The organism is Streptomyces triticirhizae (assembly GCF_003696235.1).
GTDB classification, from domain to species: domain Bacteria; phylum Actinomycetota; class Actinomycetes; order Streptomycetales; family Streptomycetaceae; genus Streptomyces; species Streptomyces triticirhizae.
On record NZ_RFFJ01000079.1, the window covers coordinates 1 to 25,316 of the forward strand.

The following is a 25,316-nucleotide window of genomic DNA, read 5'->3' on the forward strand; positions in this document are numbered from 1 at the left end:
GCGTCCCGGCCGCTGGAGGCGTCGCGGGCCCGGCCGGCGTGTGTCCGGCGGACGCGGTGGGCGTCGAGGGCGGGGTCCTGCCGTCCCGGGTCGCGGCGTCCGGCGCCCGGTACGGGGCGGCCGGCGTGGCCGCCCGGGGGTCCCGGAGCGCGTCGCGGGGATCGACCCGGCCGCCGGCCGAGCCGCCCGCGTCGAGGTCGAGCAGCGCCACCGCCAGCCGGCTGACCTCCTCCACCAGCGGCTGCGGCAGCCACCCCGGTCCGACCAGGCTCGCCGCGTTCGCCTCCCCGGCGCAGGCCCGCGCCACCTCGCCCGGCAGCGGCCGGTCATCCGGCCGCTTCTCCAGACAGGCCGCGACCAGCGGGCGCAACGCCTCGGGCACCGCGTCGAGTTGGGGCGGCTCGTGCACCACCCGGTAGAGCAGCTGGGCCACGCCGCTGCCGGGGAACGGCGGCCGGCCGCCGGCGGCGAAGGCCAGCACCGCGCCGAAGGAGAACACGTCCGTCGCCGGCCCCAGCTCCTCGCCGAGCGCCTGCTCGGGCGACATGTAGCCGGGCGAGCCCACCGAGACGCCGGTGGTGGTCAGCTGGGTGGTGGCGCCGGCCTCGGTGGCCCTGGCTATGCCGAAGTCGATCAGCCGGGGCCCGTCCAGCGCCAGCAGCACGTTGGACGGCTTGACGTCCCGGTGCACCAGGCCCCGCGCGTGAACCGCCGCGAGCCCCTCGGCCAGCCCGGCGCCCAGGGCGCGCGCCGCGCGCTCCGGCAGCGGGCCGTGCGCGGCCACCGCGCGCGCCAGGTCGGGGCCGGCCACATAGCCGGTGGCCACCCACGGCACCTCGGCCTCCGGGTCGGCGTCCAGCACCGGCGCCGTCCACTCGCCGCCGACCAGCCGGGCGGCGGCGACCTCCCGCGCGAACCTGGTCCGGAACCGCTGATCGGCCGCGATGTGCGGGTGCACCAGCTTGACCGCCACGGTCCGCCCGCCGGCGCTGCGCCCCAGATACACCCGGCCCATCCCGCCGCGCCCCAGCCGGCCCAGCAGCCGGTAGGCGCCCACCGAGGACGGATCGTCCGGCGTCAACGGCTCCATCAGCGCGGCTCCGGGGCGGGCAGCGGCTCCAGCGGGGCCACGTCCAGCGCGTCACCGGGGCCCACCCGGCGCGCGAACTCGGCGATCCCGGCCAACTGCCGTTCGCCCAGCCGGAAGTCGAGGGTGGTGAAGTACCGCTCCAGCACCGAGGCGTCGAAGTCCTCCCACCGCGCGGCCTGCTCGGCCACCTTGGTGACCTCGGTCAGCGACAGGTCGCGGGAGGAGAGGAACGCGCGGTGCACCTCGCGCACCATCTCCGGGTGCTCGGCGAGATAGTCGCGCCGCACGCACCAGAGGGCGAAGACGAACGGCAGGCCCGTCCACGCGTGCCACATCGCGCCCAGATCGTGGACCTCAAGGCCCAGCCGGGGCGCGTCGTGCAGCGAGGCGCGCAGCGCGGCGTCGCCGATCAGCACGCCGGCGTCCGCCTCCCGCATCATCAGCCCCAGGTCGGGCGGGCAGGTGTAGTAGTCGGGCGCGACGCCGTACGCCTCGGACAGCAGCAGCCGGGCCAGCCGCACCGAGGTGCGGGAGGTGGAGCCCAGCGCGACGCGGGCGCCGTCCAGCCGCTCCAGCGGCACCTGGGAGACGATCACGCAGGACATCACCGGGCCGTCACAGCCCACCGCGATGTCGGAGAGCGGGACCAGCTCGTCGGCGTGCCTGAGGTAGTCCATGAGGGAGACGGGACCGAGGTCCAGCTCGCCGGCGACCAGCCGCTCACCCAGCCGCTCCGGCGTGTCCTTGGCCAGCTCCAGGTCCAGCAGACTGCCCGTCCTGGCGAGGCCCCAGTAGAGGGGGAGGCAGTTGAGGAACTGGATGTGTCCGACACGAGGGCGACCTGGGTGGTGTGTAGTCACCTTAGGGAGGGTACGCCTGAGACCGTGCGAGCCAACGTTCAGGGACAGGACCACCCGATGGGTGATCTCTGCTCTTCCGGGCGTGCACACCCCGTGCTAGGCTCGCGCCGAGTTGCAGTTTGGTTTCCCTTGCAGTACGAGCCTGCGGAGCATGTGACCGCGGGCTTTCGTCGTTTTCAGGCTTCATGCAGGTTCTGGAGCAGGGCGACCCTTTTAGGCCCAGGGAGGGCTTATGGCTACCGGGACCGTCAAGTGGTTCAACGCCGAGAAGGGCTTTGGTTTCATCGCCCAGGATGGCGGCGGCCCTGATGTCTTCGTCCACTACTCCGCTATCAACGCCACCGGTTTCCGTTCTCTTGAGGAGAGCCAGACCGTGACTTTCGATGTCACCCAGGGTCCGAAGGGTCCCCAGGCTGAGAACGTCAGCGTGGTCTGAACGCCCGATTCTTCGGCGTACAACACGAGAAGCCCCTGTCCGCTGGCAGGGGCTTCTTAGCTTTTCCGGGGCCCTCACTCCCTGGCGATCTCCCCGGGGATCTCCCCGGCGATCTCCTCGGCCGGGTACAGCTCGTCGAGAACGTCCGCGTAGTCGTGGAGGACCGCCGAGCGGCGGACCCTGAGGGACGGGGTCAGCTGCCCGGCGTCGACGGTGAAGTCCTGCGGTAGCACCCGGAAGCGCCGGATGGGCCCGGCCTCGGGGACGGCCCGCTCGGCGGCGGCCACGGCCTCGGCCACGTCGGCCAGCAGCGCGGGGTCGTCCACCAGGCGTGCGGCCGGCGTCCTGGGCCGGTCGTGGAGGGTGCGCCAGTGCGCCAGCCCTTCGGGGTCCAGGGTGATCAGGGCGGTCAGGTACGGGAGTTGGTCGCCGACCACCAGGCAGTGCCCGACCAGCGGGTGGGCCCGCAGCGCCTCCTCGACCGGCTCGGGCGGCACGGTCCGGCCGTCCGCCGTGATGATCAGGTCCTTCTGCCGCCCGATCACCGTCAGGTGGCCGTCCTCGTCCAGGGCGCCCAGGTCGCCGGTGGCGAACCAGCCCTCCGCGTCGGTGCCGGGCACCACCCGCCCGTACTCGCCGTCCCAGTAGCCGGCGAAGACCTGAGGCCCGCGCACCAGCACCTCGCCGCTCCTGGCGATCCGCACGGCGGTGCCGGGCAGCGGCAGGCCGACGGTGCCGAGCCGGCCGGCGCCCGGCGCGTTGACGGTGGCGGCGGCCGAGGTCTCGGTGAGGCCGTAGCCCTCGTGGACGCCGACCCCGATGCCCTCGAAGAAGGTCGCCAACCGGCGGCTCAACGGCGCGCCCCCGCACACCACATGGCGCAGCCGGCCGCCGAGCCGCTCCCTGATCCGGCGGTAGACCAGCGGCTCGTAGAGCGAGCGCGCGGCCCGCAGCCCCATGCCCGGCCTGCCGTCGTCCTCGGCGGCCCGCTCGCCCCCGGCCCGTTCGCCGGCGGCGCCGAAGCGGCGGGCGATCCGCGCGGCACGGTCGAAGGCGCCGCCCCGGCCGGCGGTCTCCGCGCTGGCCCGGGCGGTGTTGAAGACCTTCTCCAGCAGGTGCGGCACCGCGAAGAGGAACGAGGGGCGGAACGCGGCGAGGTCGGCCGTCAGCTCGGCGGCGGCCGGGTTCGGGGCGTGCCCGAGGCGCACCCGGGCCCGCACGCAGGCCAACGCGGCGACGCGGCCCAGCACATGGGCCATCGGCAGGAACAACAGGGTGCTGGGCGGCTCCTGTTCGGGCTGATCCGGGTCCGGCTCGGGGTGGAAGACCGGGGCGAACAGCTCGATGGCGGCGTCGAGTTCGGCCATCAGGTTGCCGTGGGTGAGCACGCAGCCCTTGATCAGCCCGGTGGTGCCCGATGTGTAGACGAGGGTCGCGGCGTGGTGCGGGGCGAGGCGTTCCCGGTTCTCGATGACGACCCGGTCGGGCAACTGCCGCCCGGCGTTGGCGATCTGGCCGAGCACGCCGCCCTGGCCCGCGCCCAGCGCGGTCAGCTGCCAGACGTGTTCGACGCCGGCCAGCTCCTGGCGGACGGCGCTCAGCCGGCGCGCCTCCTCGGCGCCCTCCACGACGCAGGCCCGCGCGCCCGAGTCGTGCAGCATCCAACTGAGCTGCTCCGCCGACGACTCGGGGTAGATCGGCACGGGGACCAGGCCGGCGGCCCAGGCGGCGAAGTCCAGCAGGGTCCACTCGTAGCGGGTGCGGGACATCACGGCCAGCCGGTCGCCGGGGCGCAGGCCGTGCGCCACCAGTCCCTTGGCAAGCGAGGTGACCTCCTCCGCGAACGCTGCGGCGGTGACATCCCGCCAACTCCCGTCCGTGGCACGGCGGCTGAGAAGCGGCCGGTCCGGCGTGGCCAGCGCGTTGACAAAGGGGATGTCGGCCAGGCTGCCCCGCTCCGGCGGGGGGCCCAGGGGCGGGGTGGCCACGGCCACCACCCTCCCGTTCACCCGGTGCAGCTCTGGCGTGAATCTGCGCGTCGCTGTGGTCTCCAGCGGGGCGTGCGGCATCGCGGTCCTCCCGTCACCGCCCTGGGCAGGGCGGAGTGGGTGCATTCTGCCGCGCGCCCGGACGCGCTGACCGGGGGTTTCACCGTTCCGCCACGGGCGGGTGCGGGTTCGCCCGGTTCGTTCCCCCGGATGTCAACTCCCCCCGGTGCGACGGGGGTCACATCCGGAACGCCGGTTGTCCTCTTGCGGGCGGGGCGTGCCCACGTCAGAGTTCTGACCATACGGCACTCCCGCCGTCGAGCCGCTCCGGCGGGTGTGCCGTCTCACTCCGGGCGCTACTTTTCGTCACCGCACGGGAGTTGGGTGCGGCCGGTTCCCGACGGAATGTCAACCTCCGCTTGTGAAGCGGGTTTCGAACGACCTCTCCCGTTCCTCCGCGAGATCGAATCGGCAGAAGACGCTCTTGCCGCCCTGGTCGGCCGGCGCCCACCAGGTGGCGTCCGCGAGGCTCTGCACGATGAACAGCCCACGGCCGCCCTCGGCCAGCAGGGCGTCCTCCGAGCCCGGCGAGGGGTCGACCGGGTCGCCCGCCGGGAGGGTCGGCGGCGTGGAGTCCTCGTCCGAGACCTCGACGAACAGCGAGCGCGGCCAGTAGCGGAACGCGACCACCACCCGCCGTTCGCCGGCGAGTTGGACCCGGCGGCCGTCCGGGGCCGCGTGGTGGATCGCGTTGCCCACCAGCTCGGAGACGCACAGCTCCACGTCGTCGGCGAGGCCGGCCAACCCCCATTCGCCCAGCACCAGGCGCGCGGTGTGCCGGGCCGCCGCCGGGGTGTCGGGGTAGTCGGCGATCAGGGTGATCGAACGGAAGCGGTAGCCGCCGGACAGCACGGCCGGCTCGCGGACCGCCAGGGGCGGCCCGACCAGGTGCGGCGTTCCGCTCGTCTCCGGCGACGTCATGGTCTCCCCCTCGATCGGCCGGCTCGATGACGTGCGGGCGACGGACGCCCATCGGAACCAGTTCGGCTATCAACCAGTCAAGAGGGGACAGACCCCTTGAGGGAACGAGCACAAGGGGGTTCACACACACATCGGGGGGGTTCACGTGATGCATGGGATGGCCGGGCGTGCTCCCCCGGGGCGCACGCCGTCCGCCGCCCGCGCCGGGCCCCGCGCCGCCCGACACGGCGGACCGAACGACGGACGGCGCGGCGGACGGCGCGGCGGACGGGACGACGGACGGGACGACGGACAGAACGGCCCCGGCCGGCACAACGAGCGTGCCGGCCGGGGCCGTTGGGGTCGTTCCGCGCGGTGCGCGCCTCGGGGCCCGCCGCCGTCAGGCGGTGGCCTCCCTGGGCCTGGGCGGCGGGTTCCGCCGGCCGGCCGAGGCCGGCTCGACGTCCGCTTCGTTGATCTCGAAGCTGGTCGCCGAGTCGTACGCCTCCCGGTCCAGGATGCCCTCCCTGGCGGCCACGATCACCGGCACGGTGGCCTGGCCGGCGACGTTGGTCGCGGTGCGGATCATGTCCAGGATCGGGTCGATGGCCAGCAGCAGACCCACGCCCTCCAGGGGCAGGCCCAGCGTGGAGAGGGTCAGCGTGGTCATCACCGTGGCGCCGGTGAGCCCGGCCGTCGCCGCCGAACCGATCACCGAGACGAAGGCGATCAGCACGTAGTCCTGCGCGCCCAGGCTGACGCCGAAGATCTCCGCCACGAAGATCGCCGCCAGCGCCGGGTAGATCGCGGCGCAGCCGTCCATCTTGGTGGTGGCGCCGAACGGCACCGCGAAGGATGTGTACTCCTTGGGCACGCCCAGGCGCTCGGTGACCTTCTGGGTGACCGGCAGCGTGCCGACCGAGGAGCGGGAGACGAACGCCAGCTGGATCGCCGGCCAGGCGCCCCGGAAGAACTGGAGCGGGTTGGCCCTGGCGACCAGCCACAGCAGCAGCGGGTAGACGCCGAACAGCACCAGCAGTGAGCCGACGTAGACGTCCACGGTGAACGTCGCGTAGTCGCTCAACAGGTCCCAGCCGTACTGGTCGATGGCCCGGCCGATCAAACCGAGGGTGCCCAGCGGCGCCAGCCGGATGATCCACCACAGCACCTTCTGGAGCAGCGTCAGCGTGGTCTCGCCGAAGGTGACCAGCGGCAGCGCCCGCTCGCCCAGCTTCAGCGCGGCCACGCCCACGGCGGCGGCGATGAACACGATCTGGAGCACGTTGAGTTCGGTGAACGGGGTGATCACGTCGGTCGGGACGATCCCGGTCAGGAAGTCCAGCCAGGAGCCCTTGCTCTCCGGCGCGAACCCGTCGGCCGGCGTCAGGTTGGAGCCGGAGCCGGGGTTGGTGACCAGCCCGATGGTCAGGCCGATGGCCACCGCGATCAGCGAGGTGATCAGGAACCAGAGCAGGGTCTGGGCCGCGAGCCTGGCGGCGTTGGAGACCTTGCGGAGGTTGGTGATCGAGACCGCGATGGCGAAGAACACCAGCGGTCCGACCGCCAGCCGCAGCAGCTGGACGAAGATGCCGCCGATCTCGTCGAGGGTCCGGCTCAGCCAGTCGACAGACCACTCACGGGCCACCCAGCCGAGCACCACGCCGAGGACGAGGCCGGCCAGGATCTGCGCCCAGAACGGCGGCAGGGATATGCGGCGCCGCTCGGGCGGCGCGGGGGAGTTCGCGGGAGAACCCTCGGGGGACTGCGCGGAGGGCGAGGGCTCCGCAGGGGACGAGGAGGACACAGGAACACTCCGGTCGGGAATGAAGGGGGATCGGGACGACGAACGGGGCCCGGATCGGGGCCGCACACAGCGGCCGCCCCCAACCGGGGGCGGGCTCGGGTCGTGCCGGGGCGCCGAACTCTCGGGGGGTACGAAGGTGTCAGCGACAGGCCGCGGTGAGGCAGCGGCAGAGATCGATGTGCAGGCGCGCGACAAGCGGAACGCTCACCAGAGGAGCGGGCGCGGCTGCGGTCTTCATGCGGTGCACGGTAGCACCCCTCCTTCGACGCGTCATGGCCGTGGACAGCGCTCGACGGCCCGCCGGCCGCGCTCGGGTCCGCCGCCCCACGTCAACGCCCCACCGGGGAACGGGATTCCACGGCGGGGCGTCGTTTCGGTCACAGTCCGGCCGAACGTCCCGGCCCGACGTCCCGGCCCGACGTCCCGGCCGAGCGCCGGCGGGCGGCAGCACCGGGTCAGGCGACGTCGTCCTCCATGCCCTGGTTGGCGCTCAGCCGCGCCTTGGCCCGCTCCACGCGGGGCGCCAGCTGCTGGGACATCTGGTCCCGCTGGCCGCGCAGCAGCACCAGGCTGATGGGGGCCGAGACAACCAGCGAGAGCATCACCAGCCACAGCGGGTTGGCGGTGCCGAAGGACTCGGGCACGACGCCGACATAGGCGAGCACCGCGATGACCACGAAGCAGCCCGCGAAGACCGCGAAGCGGAGGGCGGTGTAGCGCAGCGTCGCCGACCGGGTGGAGCCGGCCTCGGCGCCGGCGGTGTCGGCGGTCATCGGTGCCTCCCTGTCGTCCTGGCCATCCTGCTCGTCCTCGTGCGGGCCGGCGTCCGGGCGCCGCTGCTCCGGCAGCCGTTCGGTCCGCTCGTCGCGCGCGGTTCGCTTCTCGCGCTGGTCGCCCTCGGGCATCTCGGTCTCCTCCGCCTCAGCCCAGGGGAAGCCACAGGGTGACGTCGTCCCGGAACTCGTTCTCCCCGACCCGGATCGCGTCCGGCACCCGGCCCACCTCCTGGTAGCCACAGGAGGTGTAGAAGCGCTCAAGGCCGAGCCCGCCACGGCAGGTCAGCCGCAGCCCGGTGACCTCGGGGTCGATGGCGCGGGCCGCCGAGGCGGCCGCCGCCATCAGCTCGCGGCCGGCGCCGCGCCCCTGCCAGTCGGGGTGCACCATCACGGTGCTCAGCCACAGCCAGTGCCGCATCAGCCGGTGCGTGTTGCGGCGCAGGAACGCGGTGGCGACGGGCTGGCCCCGGTCGTTGGCGCCGATCAGCAGCCGGGTGGTGCCCTCGGCCATGCCGACCAGGTGCTGGCGCAGCGCGGGGCGCACCTCCTCGGGGGTGACCGTGGGCACGAAGCCCACGGCGCCGCCGGCGTTGGTCACGTCGGCCCACAGCACGGCGATCGCCTCGGACAGCTCGGCGGTGGGCGCCGGGTCGAGCACGAAGTGCGGCCAGCCCTCGCGGGGGCCGCGCGGCGCGGGCGTGGTGGGGGGTGCGGTCACGGTCTCGCTCATGGCCTCACGCCCGCATCGGCTGGGGGGACTCGCGGCGGGCCGGGTCCGGCCCCTCGTACTCGCGGACCACCTCGTAGCGGGTGTTGCGCTCGACGGGCCGGAACCCGGCGTCCCTGATCAGCTCCAGCAGGTCGTCCCTGGTGAGCTTGTCGGGGGTGCCGAAGTCGTCCGCGTCGTGCGTGATCTTGTATTCGACGACCGAGCCGTCCATGTCGTCGGCGCCGTGCTGGAGCGCGAGCTGGGCGGTCTGCACGCCGTGCATCACCCAGAAGACCTTGACGTGCGGCACGTTGTCGAACAGCAGCCGGGAGACGGCGAAGGTGCGCAGCGCCTCGGCTCCGGAGGCCATCGTCGTCCTGGCCTGGAGCCGGTTGCGGATCTTGCCGTCCTTCATGTCCACGAAGTCGTGCTGGTAGCGCAGCGGGATGAAGACCTGGAACCCGCCGGTCTCGTCCTGGAGTTCGCGCAGCCGCAGCACGTGGTCGACCCGGTGCCGGCGCTCCTCGATGTGCCCGTAGAGCATGGTGCAGGGCGTCTTCAGGCCCTTGGCGTGCGCGAGCCGGTGGATGCGGGACCAGTCCTCCCAGTGGGTGGCGTGGTCGACGATGTGCTGCCTGACCTCCCAGTCGAAGATCTCCGCGCCGCCGCCGGTGAGCGACTCCAGGCCGGCGTCGATCAACTCGTCGAGGATCTCGGACGCGGACAGCCCCGAGATGGTCTCGAAGTGGTGGATCTCGGTCGCGGTGAACGCCTTGAGTGAGACCTGCTCCGGCAGCGCCTCCTTGAGCGCCCGCAGCGACCTCGGGTAGTAGCGCCACGGCAGCGTCGGGTGGAGCCCGTTGACGATGTGCAGCTCGGTGAGGCCGTCGCCCTCCATCGCGCGGGCGAGCCTGACCGCCTCCTCGATGCGCATCGTGTACGCGTCCTTCTCGCCCGGCTTGCGCTGGAACGAGCAGTAGGCGCACGAGGCCGTGCACACGTTGGTCATGTTCAGATGGCGGTTGACGTTGAAGTAGACGACATCGCCGTTCTTCCGGGTCCGCACCTCGTGGGCGAGGCCACCCAGCCAGGCCAGGTCGTCCGACTCGTAGAGGGCGATGCCGTCCTCCCGGGAGAGCCGCTCCCCGGAGAGCGCCTTCTCCTCCAGCTCCCGCTTGAGCCCCGCGTCCATAGCCCTGCCTCCCGGGTGCGGTCGTCCGTCGTGTGCGCCGCCTTAGAGGCTACGCCTCCTCGTCCTGCGGCAGCTGACCGACCCTGTTCTCCCACTTGGTGGAGAGCACGATGGTCGAACGCGTCCTGGAGACGCCCCTGGTGCGGGAGAGCCGGCGGATGGTCCGCTCCAGCCCGTCCACGTCGGTGGCCCTGACCTTGAGCATGTAGGAGTCCTCGCCCGCGATGAACCAGCAGTCCTCGATCTCCGCCAGCTCCCGCAGCCGGTCGGCGACCTCCTCGTGGTCCACCGCGTCCGACAGCTGCACCCCGATCAGCGCGGTGACGCCCAGGCCCAGCTTCGCCGCGTCCACGGTGGCCCGGTAGCCGGTGATCACCCCGGCCGCCTCAAGACGGTTGATGCGGTCGGTGACGCTCGGCCCCGACAGCCCGACCAGACGGCCCAACTCGGCATACGAGGCGCGGCCGTTCTCCCGCAGCGCCTGGATGAGCTGCCTGTCCGTCGCGTCCATCGTCGCGAAGCCCTCCTCGTTGCCCGACACGTCCCGCGCCATCCCGGCGATCCCCGGAGTTACCGGTCGATCGCACAGACGAATCTAAGGCATGGGCCCCCCGCCACCTACGAGTGCCCGGCCGAACGGGCCGCGCCCCCCAACTCCCCGCGCCAGCGCCGGTAGAGCGTGTGCGGGACGCCCAGCGCGTCCAGCGCCCGCCCGGCGACGAAGTCCACCAGCCCCTGGATGTCCGTGGCCCCCGCGTAGAACGCGGGCGAGGCCGGCAGCACCACGGCGCCCGCCTCGTCGAGCGCCACCAGCTGCCGCAGCGTCGGCCCGTTCAACGGGGTCTCCCGCACCACCACCACCAGCGGGCGGCGCTCCTTGAGCGTCACGGCCGCCGCCCGCTGCAACAGGTCCTTCGACAGGCCCAGCGCGACGCCGGCGACGGAGGCCGTGGAGGCCGGCACGATCACCATCCCCCGCGCCGGATACGAGCCCGACGAGGGGCCGGCCGCCAGGTCGCCCGCCGCCCAGTACCGCACCCGGGACAGCTCGGGCGCGAACGCCCCCGGCGTCCCGTCGGCGCCGCGCGTCAACCACGCGGCCAGGTCCGCCTCCCAGTGCCCGTCCCGGAACGACACCCCCGTCTCGTCCCGCAGCGTCAGCCGCGCCGCCCGGCTCACCACCAGGTCCACGGACTCCCCCGCCGCCAACAGCCCCCGCAGCACCGCCGCCGCGTACGGCGTCCCCGAGGCGCCCGAGACGCCCACCACCCACGGCCGGCGCTCCCCCGACTCCCCTGGCCTCAGTCCGTCCATGGCGTCGAGGCTAGCCGCCGCCCCCGACAGCCGCCCCGGCCGCGCCCCCCGGCCGGGCCCGGCATCTTGTCCTACAGGCAACGAGCTGCTTACCGGACGGTGACGCGTCGGCCACAGACGGCGCCCCGGCGAACGTTCCACCACGCGGCCATGGACACTGGACGCCGAGGCCACCGCCGGCTGGTGCCTCTCGCCCTTGCCCCCTCGGACAGGAGTGCCGACATCAACGACCGCACCCGCACCCGCACCCGCCTGCGGCGGATCGCCGCACTGGGCGGCGTCGCGCTGCTCGCCACCGGCAGCGCCGCCTGCCAGGTCGCCGAGAGCGCGGGCGCGGGGTTCGCCGTCTCCGACGCCATCGACGAGCTGCTGTCCCGCGAGGCCCTGACCGTCGGCGCCACCCTGGACGCCGGGCCCGACGAGATCTACGCGTACCTGACCCGGGCGGCCGAGTCCCGCGCGGCCGGAGATGACGGCCGGGGCGCGGAGGCCGAGCCGCCCACCCTGGACGAGGCGCGGCTGCTGTCCGACCTGGAGCTGACCTTCTCGGTGGGCGACCCCGAGGAGGAGACCCGGATGCGGGACCTCGCCCCCGAGGACCCGCGCAACAGCTCCCTCACGGTCAACTTCGGCGGCCGGGACGTCCTCGGCCTCAAGCAGGTCGAGGACACCACCTACCTGCGGGTCGGCGCCGAGGCCGTCGTCGAGGACGTCTACGGCGGCGACGAGGCGACCGTGGCCAGGGCCGAACGCTTCGCCCAGGACGCCGGGCAGCTCCCCGAGTCGCTGGCGGACACCGCCACCGGCCTGGCCGGCGACTGGGTCGAGGTCGACCCGTTCCAGTACCCGGCCTACGCCGACGCGCTCGCCGAGCACGGCGGCGTCGACCCGGAGATCGCCCACGACCTCGCCGCCACCGTCGAGGACGGCGACGCACTGCTCCAGCCGCAGCGCCAGTGGGACGTCGTCGGCCAGCTGCGGAACGCCCTCGACGAGGGCGCCACCACCCACCACGAGGGCGAGTCGCGCGGCGCCGAACGCGTCACCCTGCGGATGACCGCCGACCAGGCGCGGTCCGCCCTGGGCCCGCTGCTCAACCTCCTCGACGAGCAGGTCGACCGCTACGACCTGCCGCCGGTCATCGGCGAGCCGGCGCCGGGGGACGCCGAGGTCGAGGCCGAACTGGCCATCCGCAACGGGGTGCTGGCCGAGGCCACCTTCGACCTGGGCCAGCTCGACGGCGGCGACGCCGGCTCCCTCCCGCTGCGGCTCTCGCTGGCCGGCGGCGCCGCGCTCTCGCTGAGCGCCCCTGAGTCCGCCGGGCCCGTCAGCCCCGAGGACCTCACCGTGGCGCTGCTGTACCTGCGGGTCCGCGAGGAGCAGCGGATCGAGGACGAGGACCGCGCCGACCTGCCGGGACCGATGCAGCCCTGACGCCCCTTGATCGGGCCCGGCGTAGGCTGCGCACCATGAGCCTCGACATAGTCAACCCGGCCCTGAACGACTACCTGTTGGCCCACGCCACCCCGGCCGACGAGGTGCTGCGCGACCTGGCAGCCGAGACCGCCGCCGCCCTGCCCGAGCACCTGAGTATGCAGATCAGCCAGGACCAGGGCGCCCTGCTGACGCTGCTGACCCGGCTCGTCGGCGCCCGGCGCGCGCTGGAGGTCGGCACGTTCACCGGCTACTCGTCGATCTCCATCGCCCGGGGCCTGGCCCCCGGCGGCACCCTGCTGGCCTGCGACGTCAGCGAGGAGTGGACGTCGATCGCGCGCCGCTACTGGGAGCGCGCCGGGCTGGCCGACCGCATCGAGCTGCGCCTGGGCCCGGCCGTCGACACCCTCAAGGCGCTGCCCGACGAGGAGGCGTTCGACCTCGCCTTCATCGACGCCGACAAGGTCGGCTACCCCGTCTACTACGAGGAGAGCCTGCGCCGGCTGCGCCCGGGCGGGCTGATCCTGCTGGACAACACGTTGCGCTCGGGCCGGGTCGTCGACCCCGAGGCGCAGGAGCCGGCCGACCGCGCGATCCGTGAGATCAACGACATCGTCGCCGCCGACCCGCGCGTGGAGTCCGTGCTGGTGCCGATCCGCGACGGCCTCACCCTGGCCCGCAAGGTCTGAGTTCTCCGGGTTCGCCCGGCCCCGCCCGTTTCCGCGAACCGGTCCTATCCTGGAGGTCATGCCCGAGCTTCCCGAGGTCGCCGCCCTGCGCGGCTTCCTCACCGAACACCTGGTGGGGCGGACGGTCGCCGGCGTCGTGCCCGTCGCGTTCCACGTGCTGAAGACCTACGACCCGCCGCTCGGCGCGGTCGTCGGCCGGCCCGTGACCGCCGTCGCGCGGCACGGCAAGTTCCTCGACATCGTGATCGACGAGGAGCTGCACCTGGTGATCCACCTCGCGCGCGCCGGCTGGCCGCGCTGGCAGGACACCCAGCCCACCGCGCCGCCCCGCCCCGGCAAGGGCCCGCTGGCGCTGCGCCTCACCCTGGCCGACGGGTCCGGATTCGACCTCACCGAGGCCGGCACCCAGAAGCGGCTGGCCGTCCACTGCGTCCGCGACCCCGCCGAGGTCCCCGGCGTCGCCCGCCTGGGCCCCGACCCGCTCGCCGACTCGTTCACCGAGGCCGACCTGGCCGCCGTGCTGCGCGGCGAGAGCCGGCGGCTCAAGGGCGTGCTGCGGGACCAGAGCGTGCTCGCCGGCATCGGCAACGCCTACTCCGACGAGATCCTGCACGCCGCCCGCATGTCCCCGTTCCAGCTCGCCAACCGGCTCGACGCGGACGACGCCGCGCGCCTCCACCGCGCGCTGCGCGCCACCCTCACCGAGGCCGTGGAGCGCGCCGGCGGCCTGGCCGCCGGCCGGCTCAAGGCCGAGAAGAAGAACGGCCTGCGCGTGCACGGCAGGACCGGCGAACCCTGCCCGGTCTGCGGCGACACCATCCGGCAGGTCGCCTACCGCGACTCCTCGCTCCAGTACTGCCCGACCTGCCAGACCGGCGGCCGGCCGCTGGCCGACCGGCGCCTCTCCCGCCTGCTGAAGTGACCCGGCCGGGGCGCGCCCTCAGGCCTCGGCCTCCACCAGCACCCCGTGCGACTCGGCGATCTCCGCCAGCCCGCCGGGGAAGCCCTCGCTGCTCGCCGAGAACAGCCAGCCGTCGTCGTCCCGCACCAGCTCGCCCACCGTCAGGCCCGTCACCCCGGCCGGGCCGCTCGGGAAGCCGTAGCAGAGCAGCTCGGTGCCGTTCGCCGCGTCCAGCAGCCGCAGATGCGGCTGGTTGACCGAGGCCAGATCCCGGCCGCCGGCCGACTCCTCGTGCAGCGACAGCGCGAACACCACCCGCGCCGCCCCCTCCGCCAGCGCCGGCAGCCGCACCGTGAACAGCGCCTCCGGGTCCTCCCCCGCCAACGTCACCCCGACCCCGGCCGGCTCCGGGTTGTTGTAGAAGACGAAGTGCTCGTCCGACAGCACCCGCCCCTCCGCGTCCACCACCAGGGCGCTGGCGTCCACGTCCATCCCGTCCACCACCCGCCAGTCCACGCCCACGGTGAACGTCTCCGCCTCCGGCAGCACATCGCTCAACCGCATCCGCTGCCCGGTCGCCAACGGCAGCCGCCCGCCGTCCGGATGCGGGCAGCTGGCCAGCAGCACCGACCGGGGATCGACCCGCGTCGGCTCGTACCCCATCGCCGCGGCCACCGGCCGCTCCGGCAACACGACCGTCGCCGCCGCCGCGCTCAACGACAGCTCCCGCAGCCGGTCCGCCACCTCGCTCGCCGACCCGGGCCGCGCCTCGGGCCGCTTCTCCAGCAGCGAAAGGATCAGCCGGTCCCACGCCGCCGGCACCCCCGCCCTGCGCTCGCTCGGCGGCAGCGGCTCGCTCTCCATCTGCTGCCGCAGCAGCTGGTACAGCGAGGGACCGCTGAACGGCGGCTGCCCCGTGACCAGCGCGTACAGCACACAGCCCGTCGAGTACAGATCGCTGCGGAACCCCACGGCGCCGCCCTCGATCTGCTCGGGCGACATATACGAAGGGGTGCCCACCACCACCCCCGTCGACGTCAGCCGCGCGTGGTCCGTGGAGTCCGCCAGCACCGCCGCGATCCCGAAGTCCAACACCCGCGCCAGCCCGTCAGGACCCACCATCACGTTGGCCGGCTTCAGATCCCGGTGCACCACACCCGAGTCGTGCGCCACCGCCAACGCCCGGCACACCTGCTCACCCCACCGCGCCACCTCCATCAACGGCGGCAACTCCGAGGCCAGCACGGCCTCCAACGACCGCCCGTGCAGCCGCTCCATCACCAGATAGAGCACCGACTGCCCCAACTCCTCGTCGCCGAACGTCGTCTCCCCCACGTCGTGCACGGTCACGATGAACGGGCTGGACAGCCCGGCCAGCAGCTTCGCCTCCCGCTCGAACCGCTCCCTGGCCCGTGGATCGCGCCCCACCGCCGAACTGCCGACCACCTTGACCGCGACATGCCGCTCCAGCCGCAGGTCCAACGCCTCCCAGACGGTCCCCATGGCACCCTCGCCCAGCTGCCGCCCCAGCCGGTACCGCCCGTCGATGATCCGCTCCCGCGCCACCACGCACCCCCTGCCAGTTCCCCGGCCTCATCCCGGTCAGCCTGCCGAAAGCACCACTACCGCTACTGTATTCGGCGGTCACCGCCCCGGCCCACGGCCGACGGGCCCCACGCGCGACGCCCACCCGGCCCGTGCCCGACGCTCCCGGCTCCCGCCCCGGCCCCCGAGCCCGCCACGACCCGCCTGAACGGGTGCTCCGCCGCAGGTCACCGGCCTGCCGCCACGGCAAACCCACCGTTGTCAGTGCCCCTGGCTACGCTGACCCCAGTTTGAGCAGCGCCGGCCCGCACACCCGTGAGCGCGGCCGGAGCCAGTACAGAGCAGCCAGGAGCCCGACATGAGCACATCCGAGGACACCCAGGACAGCCCCGGCGGCCTTGCCACGGCGACCCGCCCCACCGAACGCGAACTGGAGCAGTACCGCCGCGAGTTGACCGGCTACTGCTACCGGATGCTCGGCTCCGCCTTCGAGGCCGAGGACGCCGTGCAGGACACCATGGTCCGCGCCTGGCGCTCCCTGGACCGCTTCGAGGGCCGCTCCTCGCTGCGCTCCTGGCTCTACCGCATCGCCACCAACGTCTGCCTCACCATGCTCAGCGGCGCCGGCCGCCGGGCCCGCCCGATGGATCTCACCGAGTCCCAGCCCACCGCCTCGGCACGGCTGGGCGCCCCCCTTCCCGAGACCGCCTGGATCGAACCCATGCCAGACGCCCGCGCCGTCCCCGGCCCCGACGAGCACGCCGAGACCCGCGAGTCCATCCGGCTCGCCTTCGTCGCCGCGCTCCAGCACCTGGCGCCCCGCCAGCGCGCCGTGCTGATCCTCCGCGAGGTGCTCAGCTGGCGCGCCGCCGAGGTCGCCGAGCTGCTCGACACCACCGTCGCCTCGGTCAACAGCGCCCTCCAGCGCGCCCGCGCCACCCTGGCCAACACCGGGGTCACCGAGACCGGCCCCAGCGAGCCGCTCTCCGACGAGCACAAGGCGCTGCTGACGCGCTATCTGGACGCCTTCGAGCGCTACGACATGGACGCCCTGACGACGCTCCTCGCCGAGGACGCCACGCTCTCCATGCCGCCCTACGACCTGTGGATGCGGGGCCCGTCCGACATAGCCGACTGGATGCTCGGCCACGGCAGGGACTGCCGGGGCTCCCGCCTGGTGCCCACCCAGGCCAACGGCTGCGGCGCCTTCGGCCAGTACCGGGTCGACCCCGAGGGCGGCTGGAAGCCCTGGGCCCTCCAGGTCATCGAGATCTCAGACGGGCGGGTCACGGGAATCAACTCGTTCCTTGACACCGAGCGCCTCTTCCCGCTCTTCGGCCTCCCCGACCACCTGCCCCAGACCGAGCCAGCCGAGGAGGCCGAGTAGTCGCTCGTCCAAGCCCTCGAACCGCAGCTCGCAGTCGAGCCGCCGCGCGGTCAGCCGTAGCCGGGTCACCGCCTGCAACGCGTCGGCGCCCGGGCCACCCAACCGCCTCGCGTTCACGGTGACCACCCGGGCGCCCCGCTCACGCACCAGCGCCGCCAACCGCTCGCACAACCCCGGCACGTCCGCGCGCCGCACCGGGCCCTCGACCACGAACTCCACATCGCCCATCTCCGGTCTCCCTTCACACCAACAAGGACCGGCCCCACGGGCGGAACTCATCGTGCCCGGCCACCCTCAGCCCGACAGCGGCTTCACCCACCGCTCCCAATCGACCTGCGGGCCATAGCCGTTGGCCGACCACGCCCGGTGCGCCAGCGCGTTCCGCCGCAGCACCATCGCGTCCGCGCGCCGCCCACCCAGCGCCAGGAAGCGCCGCTCCGCCGCGTCCAGCAGCAGCGTCGCCACCCCCCGCCGCCGCCACCCCGGTGCCACCGCCAGCCGGTACAGATGGCAGCGCCACCCGTCGAATCCGGCGATCACCGTACCCGCCAACTCCCCCTCGCATTCGGCCAGAAGCAGCGCCTCGGGGTCCCGCGCCACCAGGCCGGACACCCCCGCCACATCGTCGCTGACGCTCGACCCCTCCGCCGCCAGCCGCCAGAACGCCAGCACCCGTTCCACATCGCCCGGCCCAGCGGGCCGCACACGCATCTCGTTCATGCCCCCATCCCACCCGCCACACGGGGCCCTGACCATCGAATTCCACCCCGCCCTCCCCCCGCGCCCCGGCCACCCCACCCCCGACCGCCGGCGCCCGCCCCCGCGCCCCGACGCCCCATCAGCCGCCGGCGGCCCGCGACTTACCCTCCCCTGGAGATCAACTCCGCTGTGAGGGGGCGGAACGTCAGTGGAGGGCGCTAACGTCATGTGAGGAGGGAATAGACTCGCTGCTGTTGAGGGGGCGCGAACATGAGTTACGGCGACGACTACGACGACGCACGCGCCGGCAGCGTCCCCGCCCAGACGAGAACGCGCCTGCCCGAGGACCCCTCCTCCCGCCCCCGCCGGCCGCCGGCCTCCCCGGGGCGCAGCATGGTCACCATCGTCGCCGTCGTCGTTCTCCTCGTCGCCGCCATCGTCTTCGCCAACCAGGCCCGCGACGACGACGGCGAGTCCTCCGGCGACGACACGCCCCAGGCCCAGGCCGACCCCACCTCCCCCACCGGCGAACTCCCCGTCGACGGCGCCACCAACGGCATCCCCTCCGGCTTCCCCCAGACCGAACAGGGCGCCCAGAGCGCCGCCGCCAACTACGCGGTCGCCCTCGGCGGCACCGGCATGTTCAACCCGACCCAACGGGAGGAGATCGTCCGCACGGTCAGCTCCACCGAGAGCCGCGACGAACTCCTCGCCTCCTACGACACCGACTACGGCTTACAGCTGAACGAGAGCATCGGCCTGGACGCCAACGGCGTCGCTCCCGAGGGCAGCACCTTCGTGAACCGCACCCTCCCCGTCGGCAGCACCATCGAGTCCTACTCCGACACCACCGCCGAGGTGTCCGTCTGGTGCGCGGGCCTCTTCGGCATCGCCGGCCTCGACTCACGGAACCCGGTGCGCACCAGCTGGTTCACCATGCACCTGACCCTGACCTGGGAGGGCTCGGACTGGAAGGTGGTCACCACCGAACAGTCCGAGGGCCCGACCCCGGTCAACGGCGACAACCGGATCTCCGGCGCCGAGGAGATCGCCGAAGCGGTCGAGGAATTCGGGGGGTTCACCTATGCGCGCTGACCCACGGCGGTATCTGACCGCCCTGCTCCTGGGCCCCGCCGCCCTGTTCACGGCCGGCCTGGCGACCGCGCCCCGCGCCCGCGCCGCCGAGGACGACAACCCCGACTGCGAGCTGATCTCCGGCCCCGCCAGGGACTACTGCGAGGGCAACGGCGGCGAGACCTCCGAGGGGGGCGGCGGCACCACGCTCAACGACTCGCTCGACCCCCTCTCCTCCCTCGCCCGCGGCTGCGCCGACGCCGCCGCCTGGATCGTCAACGAGCTGTCCGACCTGGTCTCCGCCACCACCAACGTCGACTTCACCAACGCCGCGTTCCTCCGCCAGTACGCCGTCGTCTTCGCCGCCTCCACCGTCCTCACCCTGGTGCTGTGGCTGCTCGCCATCGTCAAGCGCGCCATCCGGGGCGTCCCGCTGACCACCGCGCTCTCCGAGGCCATCGGCTTCCTCTGGCTGACCGTGATGGCCTCCGCCTTCACGCCCCTCATCCTCTATGTCGTGGTCTCCGCCACCGACGGCGTCACCGACGCCATCGTCGCCGGCACCGGCGACAACTCCGACGCGTTCTTCGGGGACTTCGCCGCCGCCCTGGAGTCCGGCGAGGAGATCGGCGGCGGCCACATCATGCTGATCGTGGTCTCCCTGATCTCCATCCTGGCCGCCGGCGTCCTCGCCATCGAACTGGTCATCAGGGCCGCCATGCTCTACGTCGGCGCCCTCCTCGGCACCGCCGTCTACGCGGGCCTCGTCGACAAGAACCTCTGGAGCCACGTCCGCCGCTGGGCCGGCATCATGGTCGCGATCATCCTCATCAAGCCGGTCATCGTGATCGTCCTCGGCCTGGCCGCCGCCCTCACCACGTCCGACGGCCCGACCGCCACCTCGGCGATCATCTCCGGGCTGGCCATCATCCTGCTGGCGATCTTCGCCTCCGCCATGATCTACCGCTTCGTCCCCGGCTTCGGCGACGAGATCGTCAACCACCGCGCCATGCGCCAGGACACCTCAAGCCGCGCCGCCAAGGCCGCCATCTCCAGCCCCGCCACCATGCTGCGCCAGGGCATGAGCACCCACGGCACCCGCGAGGGCGGCGGAGGCGGAGGGCAGGCCACCGGCGGACAGGGCGGCGCCCGCCCCACCAACCCGCTGGCCGGCGGCGTCGCCGCGCACAGTACCCGTTCCGGCCAGACGGGGTCATCATCGTCCTCGGAAGCGGGCAACCGCCGCGCCACTCCAGGGAATCGAGGGGATAGCCGGTGACCGCCCCACCGCAGACGCTCACCCGCCGCCGCACCTACCTCATCGGCCGCGCCCGCCCCCAGGCCATCGTCGGCCGGAACCGCGAGACCGGCGAGATCGCGCTCATCGTCGTCGGCGCCTTCCTCGGCATGATGAGCGGCCTCCTCATCCCCGTGCTCAGCGCCCGCATCGTCGGCCTGGTCGGCTTCCCGATGCTCGCCCTGGCCGCCGTCTACGTCCCCTACAACGGCCGCACGTTCTACAGGTGGTTCGAGATCAACCGTTCCTTCCGCCGCCTCCAGCGCCGGGGCGCCACATACCGTTCCACCGCCCCCGAGGCGGGCACCCTGATCGACGGGCGCGAGGTCGAGATCGGCACACCCCCCGGCGTCGGCCGGGTGCACTGGCTGACCGCGCCCTTCGGCCCCGACGAGCTGGCCGTGCTGCTGCACACCGACCGGCGCACCATCACCACCGCCATCGAGATCGAGGGCCCCGGCGTCGGCCTGCGGGACAGCGAGGACCAGGAGGCCCTCGTCGAACGCTTCGGCACCCTGCTCAAGCACGTCGCCAACGGCGACGGCCACGTCACCCGCCTCCAGATGCTCGCCCGCACCCTGCCCGCCGACCCCGACGCCCACGCCAACGACGTCAGGGAACGCGGCGACCACCGCGCGCCCGCCTGGATTCAGGACTCCTACGACCAGCTCCAGTCGATGGTCTCCACCTCCAGCGAGCAGCACCGCGCCTACCTCGTCGCCTGTATGCACCACTCCCGCGAGCTGAGCAACGAGGCCAGCTCCATCGTGAAGGCGGCGAAAGCCCAACGCGGCCAGCAGGGCCGGGGCCGACGCCGCATGTCGCAGGACGAGGCCCTCGCGATCGTGATGGCACGCGAACTGACCGACATCTGCGCACGGTTGACCGAAGCCGACATCAGGGTCCGCCAACCCCTCGGCGAGGCACGGCTCTCCTCCCTGATCCACTCCATGTACGACCCCGACCACCCCATCGACCACATCCAGGCCATGTCCAAGCGCAACGCCTGGCCCGCCGAGCTGGACGCCAGGGAGCCGACCTACCTCCAGGCCAAGACCCGCGAGTCCGAGACCCGCGCCCCCTGGTGCCACGCCACCGCCTGGATCAAGGAGTGGCCACTCACCCCCGTCGGCGTCAACTTCCTCGCCCCGCTGCTCGTTCACACCCCCGACGTGATCCGCACCGTGGCCGTCTGCATGGACCTGGAGCCCACCGAGCTGGCCATCGAGCGGATGCTCACCGAGAAGACCAACGACGAGGCCGAGGCATCCCGCGCCGCCAAGATGAACCGCACCGTCGACCCCCGCGACGTCGCCGCCCACAGCCGCGTCGACCAGCGCGGCGACGACCTCGCCTCCGGCGCCGCCGGCGTCAACCTCGTCGGCTACCTCACGGTCTCCTCGCCCAGCCCCGAGGCCCTCGCCCGCGACAAGCGCACCATCCGCGCCTCGGCCGGTAAGTCCTACCTCAAGCTCGAATGGTGCGACCGCGAACACCACCGCGCCTTCGTCAACACCCTCCCCTTCGCGACCGGGATCAGGCGATGACCACGCACGCCCCCTCCACGACAGCGACCCCGACAAGACACCCCCGATGAACGCCTCCCGATGAACGCCCTCCGATGACCACCGCCGACCCCGACCACCACCCCGACGAACCCGCCCCCGACCACGGCGGGTCCGCACAGTGAAGGAGGTGCCGCCATGCCCCCCCGCGACCCCCTGACCGCCCTCACGGAAGCGTTCACCAGCCTGCTCTTCGGCAGAACGGAGAGCACCCGGCTCCCGGTGCGCACCTCCACCGGACAGGCCCAGGCCGTCTACCTGCCCACCGCCGCCCCCGGCCTCGGCGACTCCGGCGTGATCATCGGCCGCGAGGTGTACTCCGGCAAGGGCTACATCTACGACCCCTTCCAGCTCTACGGCCAGCAGCTGCCGGCCCCCCACTGGCTGGTCCTCGGCGAGTCCGGCAACGGCAAGTCGGCCCTGGAGAAGACCTATGTCCTGCGCCAACTCCGGTTCCGCGACCGCCAGGTCGTCGTGCTCGACGCCCAGGGCGAGGACGGCGTCGGCGAGTGGAACCTGATCGCCCAACAGCTCGGCATCACCCCGATCCGGCTCGACCCGATGGCCGCCCTCGACGGCGACATCCGGCTCAACCCGCTGGACCCGGCGATCACCACCACCGGCCAACTCGCCCTGCTCCGCACCATCATCGAGGTCGCCCTCGGCCGCCCCCTCGACGAACGCTCCGGCTTCGCCCTCAAGGTCGCGCACGCCTACGTCAACCAGACCATGGTCGACCGCCAACCCATCCTCACCGACATCGTCGAACGCCTCCGCCACCCCATGCCCGAGGCCGCCGACGCCATGAACGTCGCCCTGGAGGACGTCCGCGCCTGGGGCCTCGACGTCGCCCTGGTCCTGGACCGCCTCGTGGACGGCGACCTGCGCGGCATGTTCGACGGCCCCACCACCGTGGGCATCGACCTCGACGCCCCGCTCATCGTCTTCGACCTCTCCCACATCGACCGCAACTCCATCGCCATGCCGATCCTGATGGCCATCGTCGGCATCTGGCTGGAGCACACCTGGATCAGGCCCGACCGCCGCAAGCGGATCTTCCTCGTCGAGGAGGCCTGGCACATCATCAACTCCCCCTCGGTCGCCCAACTCTTCCAGCGCCTGCTGAAGTTCGGCCGCCGCCTCGGCCTCTCCTTCGTCGCCGTGGTCCACCACCTCTCCGACGTGGTGGACGGCGCCGCGGCCAAGGAGGCCGCCGCCATCCTCAAGATGGCGTCGACCCGCACCATCTACGCCCAGAAGACCGACGAGGCCAGAGCCACGGGCCAGGTCCTCGGCCTGCCCCGCTGGGCCGTCGAGATCATCCCCACCCTCACCCCGGGCATGGCCGTCTGGGACGTCAACGGCAACGTCCAGGTCGTCAAGCACCTGGTCACCGAGGCCGAACGCCCCCTGGTCTTCACCGACCGCGCCATGACCGAGTCGGCCACCGCCCTCGCGGAGCAGGAGCCCGAGGAGGTCGACGACCTCTTCGAGGCGGAGACGGAGGCCCGGGTGATGTCCTTCGAGAAGCGCCAGGGAGTCGGGTAGGCAACGCCATGTCCCAGGACCCCCAGCCCACCGGACCCCAGCCCCCGACCGGCCCCACCCGACGCGGCGGCGGCGTGCCCGACGCGCTGCTCCTCGGCGTGCTGGGGCTGCTGGTCGGCCTCGCCGTGCTCACCTGGTCGGCCACCGGCATCGGCGGCTGGTTCCGCCACGGCGCCTGGCCCGAGGGCGTCACCTTCCCCCGCACCGGCCCCGCCCTGCGCGGCCTGCTGACCGAGCCCGGCGACATCGCCGGCGCCTGGAACCGGGCCGACCCGGCGACCCTGCCGAGCGCGACGCTGGTCTGGACCCTGTTCTTCGCCCAACTGGTGCTGCTCTTCAGCCTCGTGCTGTGGATCGCGATCCGCGTCACCACCTGGCGCGCCCGACGCGCCGCCCGCCGCATCGTCCAGGCCGCCCCACCCGAGCCCGCACCCGCGCCCGAACCCCAACCGGCGGCCGCCGAGGCCCCGTTGACACCGCCCGCCAGGGAGGCCGTCCCCCGTCCCGCCGCCGACCCGGTCGGCGAGGTCCTCGACGCCCCCGAGGGGCTGGTGGTCATCGACCCCGACGGCAGCCTGTGGACCAAGACGGCCAAGCAACGCGGCCGGCGCGGCCCCGTCCATGTCTACGACCCCGGCCACCGCACCGAGGCGCCCGTCCGCCTCCGCTGGGCCCCGCAGCGCGACTGCGTCGACATGGCCAGGGCCCGCCGCACCGCCGCGCTCCTGCTGGCGCCGGTCCGGCCGAGCGAGCCGATCTTCCAACTGGACGCCGAGACCGCCGAGACCCTGCTGCGCTGTTGCCTCCACGCGGCCGCCCTCGCCGGGGAGCCGTTCCAGCAGATCCACCGCTGGGCGCACGGCCGTTCCCTCGGCGAGCCCGGCAGAATCCTGCGCACCCATCCACAGGCGGCGGGCGGCGCGGTGATGGAGCTGGAGAGCGCCCTCACCTCCCACCCCGGCCGCCGGGACGCGGCCCTCAAGCTGGTCGGCGACGCGCTGCGCCCCCTCGAACAGGTGCACATCCGGCAGTCCTGCTCCCCCGGCCGGGTCGACGCCCTGGCCCTGGACAACCTGACCAACGAGGGCGGCACGCTCTATGTGATCGGCGACGCCCGCGACACGGCCGGCCTGCGCGAGGCGCTGGTGGACGCGGTGACCGAGGCCCAGCCGGGACTCTCGGTCGTCGGCCGTCAGTCGCCCCCGTAGGCCAGCTCGTAGGCGACCAACGTGGGGTCCCGGGGGTCGGGCGCCGAAGCGCCGGTGGGCCGGAACCCGAGGTTCGCGTAGAAGCGGGCGGCCCGCGCGTTGTTCTGGTGGACCCTCAGCCGTATCTCCCGGCCGCCAGCGCCCTCGATGGCCGCCTTCATCAGCCGCCCGGCGAGTCCCGTTCCCCGGTGCTCGGGGGCGATATAGACGCCCACCACCTCGACACGGGTCCCGGCGGTGAGCAACCCCACCATGCCGACCCACTCCCCGTCGGCGGTCTCCCCGACGAACACGGGACGCTCACCGTCCGAGGCCCGACGCTGCCAGTCCTCCTGACCGAGCCGCGCGGCCTTCTCGTAGGGCTCGAAGAAGGCCAGGTGCGCCACCGGATCACTCAGCGCCGCCAGCCTCAACCCCCGTAGCCGCTCCCAGTCCTCGCGCCGGACCCGCCGCACCTGGTACGTCATGCGGCGATGCTGCCACCCGGGGAATCTCGGCGCAACAAAAAAGGCGGTTCCTGTCGGAATCGAGATTCCGACAGGAACCACCTGTCAATAATTGTCCGGCGGCGTCCTACTCTCCCACACGGTCCCCCATGCAGTACCATCGGCGCTGGAAAGCTTAGCTTCCGGGTTCGGAATGTAACCGGGCGTTTCCTTCCCGCCATGACCACCGGAACCCAAAACAGGGCACCCGAGTGTCAATCAAGAAATTTCACAGTGGACGCGAGCATCTATGGACAAGCCCTCGGCCTATTAGTACCGGTCAACTCCACCCATCACTAGGCTTCCATCTCCGGCCTATCAACCCCGTCGTCTACAGGGAGCCTTACCCCATCAA

The 25,316-nt window shown here is 72.9% G+C and carries 23 protein-coding genes and 2 rRNA genes; 10 read left to right on the top strand and 15 right to left on the bottom strand.

Annotated features, from left to right (window positions below):
* Both EBN88_RS15490 and EBN88_RS15495 read right to left on the bottom strand, forming a co-directional pair.
* A partial coding sequence (locus tag EBN88_RS15490) for a serine/threonine-protein kinase (RefSeq protein WP_147472733.1) occupies window positions 1–1,090 on the bottom strand: 1,090 nt, incomplete at its 3' end.
* Entirely contained in the window at window positions 1,090–1,950 is an 861-nt protein-coding gene (locus EBN88_RS15495) for a menaquinone biosynthetic enzyme MqnA/MqnD family protein (RefSeq protein ID WP_199742374.1), read from the bottom strand. The genes EBN88_RS15490 and EBN88_RS15495, both read right to left, overlap by 1 nt.
* 232 nt (window positions 1,951–2,182) lie before the next feature.
* Between EBN88_RS15495 and EBN88_RS15500 the strand changes: the two genes are divergently transcribed.
* The gene (locus tag EBN88_RS15500; RefSeq protein WP_097233593.1) at window positions 2,183–2,386 is read left to right on the top strand and encodes a cold-shock protein; all 204 of its coding nucleotides are present in this window, start codon (window positions 2,183–2,185) and stop codon (window positions 2,384–2,386) included.
* A gap of 74 nt (window positions 2,387–2,460) precedes the next feature.
* On the opposite strand, the gene EBN88_RS15505 is transcribed toward EBN88_RS15500, so the two are convergent.
* The 8 genes from EBN88_RS15505 to EBN88_RS15545 all read right to left on the bottom strand — a co-directional run bounded on the left by EBN88_RS15505 (window position 2,461) and on the right by EBN88_RS15545 (window position 11,129).
* Window positions 2,461–4,455, bottom strand: coding sequence for an AMP-dependent synthetase/ligase (locus EBN88_RS15505; RefSeq protein WP_122184471.1), 1,995 nt, complete (start codon window positions 4,453–4,455; stop codon window positions 2,461–2,463).
* Window positions 4,456–4,782: 327 nt separating this feature from the next.
* The gene (locus tag EBN88_RS15510; protein ID WP_122184472.1) at window positions 4,783–5,355 is read right to left on the bottom strand and encodes an ATP-binding protein; all 573 of its coding nucleotides are present in this window, start codon (window positions 5,353–5,355) and stop codon (window positions 4,783–4,785) included.
* A 379-nt stretch (window positions 5,356–5,734) separates the two neighbouring features.
* Window positions 5,735–7,138 (bottom strand): dicarboxylate/amino acid:cation symporter, encoded by a 1,404-nt coding sequence (locus EBN88_RS15515; protein ID WP_122184473.1) that lies wholly within the window; start codon window positions 7,136–7,138, stop codon window positions 5,735–5,737.
* A gap of 455 nt (window positions 7,139–7,593) precedes the next feature.
* Entirely contained in the window at window positions 7,594–8,043 is a 450-nt protein-coding gene (locus EBN88_RS15520) for a DUF4229 domain-containing protein (protein WP_325052758.1), read from the bottom strand.
* Between the two features lie 16 nt (window positions 8,044–8,059).
* Window positions 8,060–8,644, bottom strand: coding sequence for a GNAT family N-acetyltransferase (locus tag EBN88_RS15530; RefSeq protein WP_122184476.1), 585 nt, complete (start codon window positions 8,642–8,644; stop codon window positions 8,060–8,062).
* Between the two features lie 4 nt (window positions 8,645–8,648).
* A complete protein-coding gene (mqnE, locus tag EBN88_RS15535) occupies window positions 8,649–9,815 on the bottom strand; it encodes an aminofutalosine synthase MqnE (RefSeq protein WP_122184477.1) in 1,167 nt (388 codons plus the stop codon).
* 49 nt (window positions 9,816–9,864) lie between these two features.
* Window positions 9,865–10,326, bottom strand: a complete 462-nt coding sequence (locus tag EBN88_RS15540; RefSeq protein ID WP_122184492.1) for an Lrp/AsnC family transcriptional regulator — start codon at window positions 10,324–10,326, stop codon at window positions 9,865–9,867.
* A 107-nt stretch (window positions 10,327–10,433) separates the two neighbouring features.
* Window positions 10,434–11,129 carry a UbiX family flavin prenyltransferase gene (locus tag EBN88_RS15545; RefSeq protein WP_122184478.1) on the bottom strand — a complete coding sequence of 232 codons (696 nt, stop codon included), beginning with the start codon at window positions 11,127–11,129 and terminating at the stop codon, window positions 10,434–10,436.
* Between the two features lie 150 nt (window positions 11,130–11,279).
* Between EBN88_RS15545 and EBN88_RS15550 the strand changes: the two genes are divergently transcribed.
* From EBN88_RS15550 to EBN88_RS15560, 3 genes are read left to right on the top strand one after another with little or no spacing between them, the layout of a single operon-like run.
* Complete coding sequence (locus tag EBN88_RS15550; RefSeq protein WP_147472734.1) at window positions 11,280–12,563, top strand: hypothetical protein; 1,284 nt, start codon at window positions 11,280–11,282, stop codon at window positions 12,561–12,563.
* A 35-nt stretch (window positions 12,564–12,598) separates the two neighbouring features.
* Entirely contained in the window at window positions 12,599–13,252 is a 654-nt protein-coding gene (locus EBN88_RS15555; protein ID WP_122184480.1) for an O-methyltransferase, read from the top strand.
* Between the two features lie 58 nt (window positions 13,253–13,310).
* Window positions 13,311–14,174: an Fpg/Nei family DNA glycosylase gene (locus EBN88_RS15560; RefSeq protein WP_122184481.1), complete on the top strand. Its 864-nt coding sequence runs from the start codon at window positions 13,311–13,313 to the stop codon at window positions 14,172–14,174.
* An 18-nt stretch (window positions 14,175–14,192) separates the two neighbouring features.
* Here the strand turns inward: EBN88_RS15560 and EBN88_RS15565 are convergent, their stop codons facing one another.
* Entirely contained in the window at window positions 14,193–15,719 is a 1,527-nt protein-coding gene (locus EBN88_RS15565) for a protein kinase domain-containing protein (protein ID WP_147472735.1), read from the bottom strand.
* 337 nt (window positions 15,720–16,056) lie between these two features.
* Here EBN88_RS15565 and EBN88_RS15570 point away from each other — a divergent pair, with 337 nt between their 5' ends.
* Window positions 16,057–17,085, top strand: coding sequence for a sigma-70 family RNA polymerase sigma factor (locus tag EBN88_RS15570; protein WP_122184483.1), 1,029 nt, complete (start codon window positions 16,057–16,059; stop codon window positions 17,083–17,085).
* Window positions 17,086–17,379: 294 nt separating this feature from the next.
* Here EBN88_RS15570 and EBN88_RS15580 read toward each other — a convergent pair whose 3' ends face one another.
* Window positions 17,380–17,805, bottom strand: a complete 426-nt coding sequence (locus tag EBN88_RS15580) for a GNAT family N-acetyltransferase (protein ID WP_122184485.1) — start codon at window positions 17,803–17,805, stop codon at window positions 17,380–17,382.
* 249 nt (window positions 17,806–18,054) lie between these two features.
* Here EBN88_RS15580 and EBN88_RS15585 point away from each other — a divergent pair, with 249 nt between their 5' ends.
* From EBN88_RS15585 to EBN88_RS15605, 5 genes are all read left to right on the top strand, one after another.
* Window positions 18,055–18,879 (top strand): hypothetical protein, encoded by an 825-nt coding sequence (locus EBN88_RS15585; protein ID WP_122184486.1) that lies wholly within the window; start codon window positions 18,055–18,057, stop codon window positions 18,877–18,879.
* On the top strand, window positions 18,869–20,137 hold the full coding sequence (locus EBN88_RS15590) for a hypothetical protein (protein ID WP_233580704.1): 1,269 nt from the start codon (window positions 18,869–18,871) through the stop codon (window positions 20,135–20,137). The genes EBN88_RS15585 and EBN88_RS15590 overlap by 11 nt, the downstream gene beginning before the upstream one ends.
* On the top strand, window positions 20,134–21,702 hold the full coding sequence (locus tag EBN88_RS15595; protein WP_122184487.1) for an SCO6880 family protein: 1,569 nt from the start codon (window positions 20,134–20,136) through the stop codon (window positions 21,700–21,702). Before EBN88_RS15590 ends, EBN88_RS15595 begins: the two co-directional genes overlap by 4 nt.
* Window positions 21,703–21,858: 156 nt before the next feature.
* On the top strand, window positions 21,859–23,268 hold the full coding sequence (locus EBN88_RS15600; RefSeq protein ID WP_122184488.1) for an ATP-binding protein: 1,410 nt from the start codon (window positions 21,859–21,861) through the stop codon (window positions 23,266–23,268).
* A gap of 8 nt (window positions 23,269–23,276) precedes the next feature.
* Window positions 23,277–24,476, top strand: coding sequence for a hypothetical protein (locus tag EBN88_RS15605; protein WP_122184489.1), 1,200 nt, complete (start codon window positions 23,277–23,279; stop codon window positions 24,474–24,476).
* On the opposite strand, the gene EBN88_RS15610 is transcribed toward EBN88_RS15605, so the two are convergent.
* The 3 genes from EBN88_RS15610 to EBN88_RS15620 form a co-directional block, all read right to left on the bottom strand.
* Window positions 24,461–24,943 (bottom strand): GNAT family N-acetyltransferase, encoded by a 483-nt coding sequence (locus EBN88_RS15610; protein WP_122184490.1) that lies wholly within the window; start codon window positions 24,941–24,943, stop codon window positions 24,461–24,463. The two genes, EBN88_RS15605 and EBN88_RS15610, sit on opposite strands and share 16 nt — an antisense overlap.
* A 93-nt stretch (window positions 24,944–25,036) precedes the next feature.
* A 5S ribosomal RNA gene (gene rrf, locus EBN88_RS15615) occupies window positions 25,037–25,153 on the bottom strand.
* 58 nt (window positions 25,154–25,211) lie between these two features.
* Window positions 25,212–25,316 (bottom strand): 23S ribosomal RNA (locus EBN88_RS15620); the annotation flags it as partial.

Coding starts and splice junctions, on each gene's coding strand:
- EBN88_RS15500 (WP_097233593.1), top strand. CDS start 2,183: ATGGCTACCGGGACCGTCAAGTGGTTCAACGCCGAGAAGGGCTTTGGT.
- EBN88_RS15505 (WP_122184471.1), bottom strand. CDS start 4,455: ATGCCGCACGCCCCGCTGGAGACCACAGCGACGCGCAGATTCACGCCA.
- EBN88_RS15510 (WP_122184472.1), bottom strand. CDS start 5,355: ATGACGTCGCCGGAGACGAGCGGAACGCCGCACCTGGTCGGGCCGCCC.
- EBN88_RS15520 (WP_325052758.1), bottom strand. CDS start 8,043: ATGCCCGAGGGCGACCAGCGCGAGAAGCGAACCGCGCGCGACGAGCGG.
- EBN88_RS15530 (WP_122184476.1), bottom strand. CDS start 8,644: ATGAGCGAGACCGTGACCGCACCCCCCACCACGCCCGCGCCGCGCGGC.
- mqnE (WP_122184477.1), bottom strand. CDS start 9,815: ATGGACGCGGGGCTCAAGCGGGAGCTGGAGGAGAAGGCGCTCTCCGGG.
- EBN88_RS15540 (WP_122184492.1), bottom strand. CDS start 10,326: ATGGACGCGACGGACAGGCAGCTCATCCAGGCGCTGCGGGAGAACGGC.
- EBN88_RS15545 (WP_122184478.1), bottom strand. CDS start 11,129: ATGGACGGACTGAGGCCAGGGGAGTCGGGGGAGCGCCGGCCGTGGGTG.
- EBN88_RS15550 (WP_147472734.1), top strand. CDS start 11,280: ATGGACACTGGACGCCGAGGCCACCGCCGGCTGGTGCCTCTCGCCCTT.
- EBN88_RS15555 (WP_122184480.1), top strand. CDS start 12,599: ATGAGCCTCGACATAGTCAACCCGGCCCTGAACGACTACCTGTTGGCC.
- EBN88_RS15560 (WP_122184481.1), top strand. CDS start 13,311: ATGCCCGAGCTTCCCGAGGTCGCCGCCCTGCGCGGCTTCCTCACCGAA.
- EBN88_RS15570 (WP_122184483.1), top strand. CDS start 16,057: ATGAGCACATCCGAGGACACCCAGGACAGCCCCGGCGGCCTTGCCACG.
- EBN88_RS15580 (WP_122184485.1), bottom strand. CDS start 17,805: ATGAACGAGATGCGTGTGCGGCCCGCTGGGCCGGGCGATGTGGAACGG.
- EBN88_RS15585 (WP_122184486.1), top strand. CDS start 18,055: ATGAGTTACGGCGACGACTACGACGACGCACGCGCCGGCAGCGTCCCC.
- EBN88_RS15590 (WP_233580704.1), top strand. CDS start 18,869: ATGCGCGCTGACCCACGGCGGTATCTGACCGCCCTGCTCCTGGGCCCC.
- EBN88_RS15600 (WP_122184488.1), top strand. CDS start 21,859: ATGCCCCCCCGCGACCCCCTGACCGCCCTCACGGAAGCGTTCACCAGC.
- EBN88_RS15605 (WP_122184489.1), top strand. CDS start 23,277: ATGTCCCAGGACCCCCAGCCCACCGGACCCCAGCCCCCGACCGGCCCC.
- EBN88_RS15610 (WP_122184490.1), bottom strand. CDS start 24,943: ATGACGTACCAGGTGCGGCGGGTCCGGCGCGAGGACTGGGAGCGGCTA.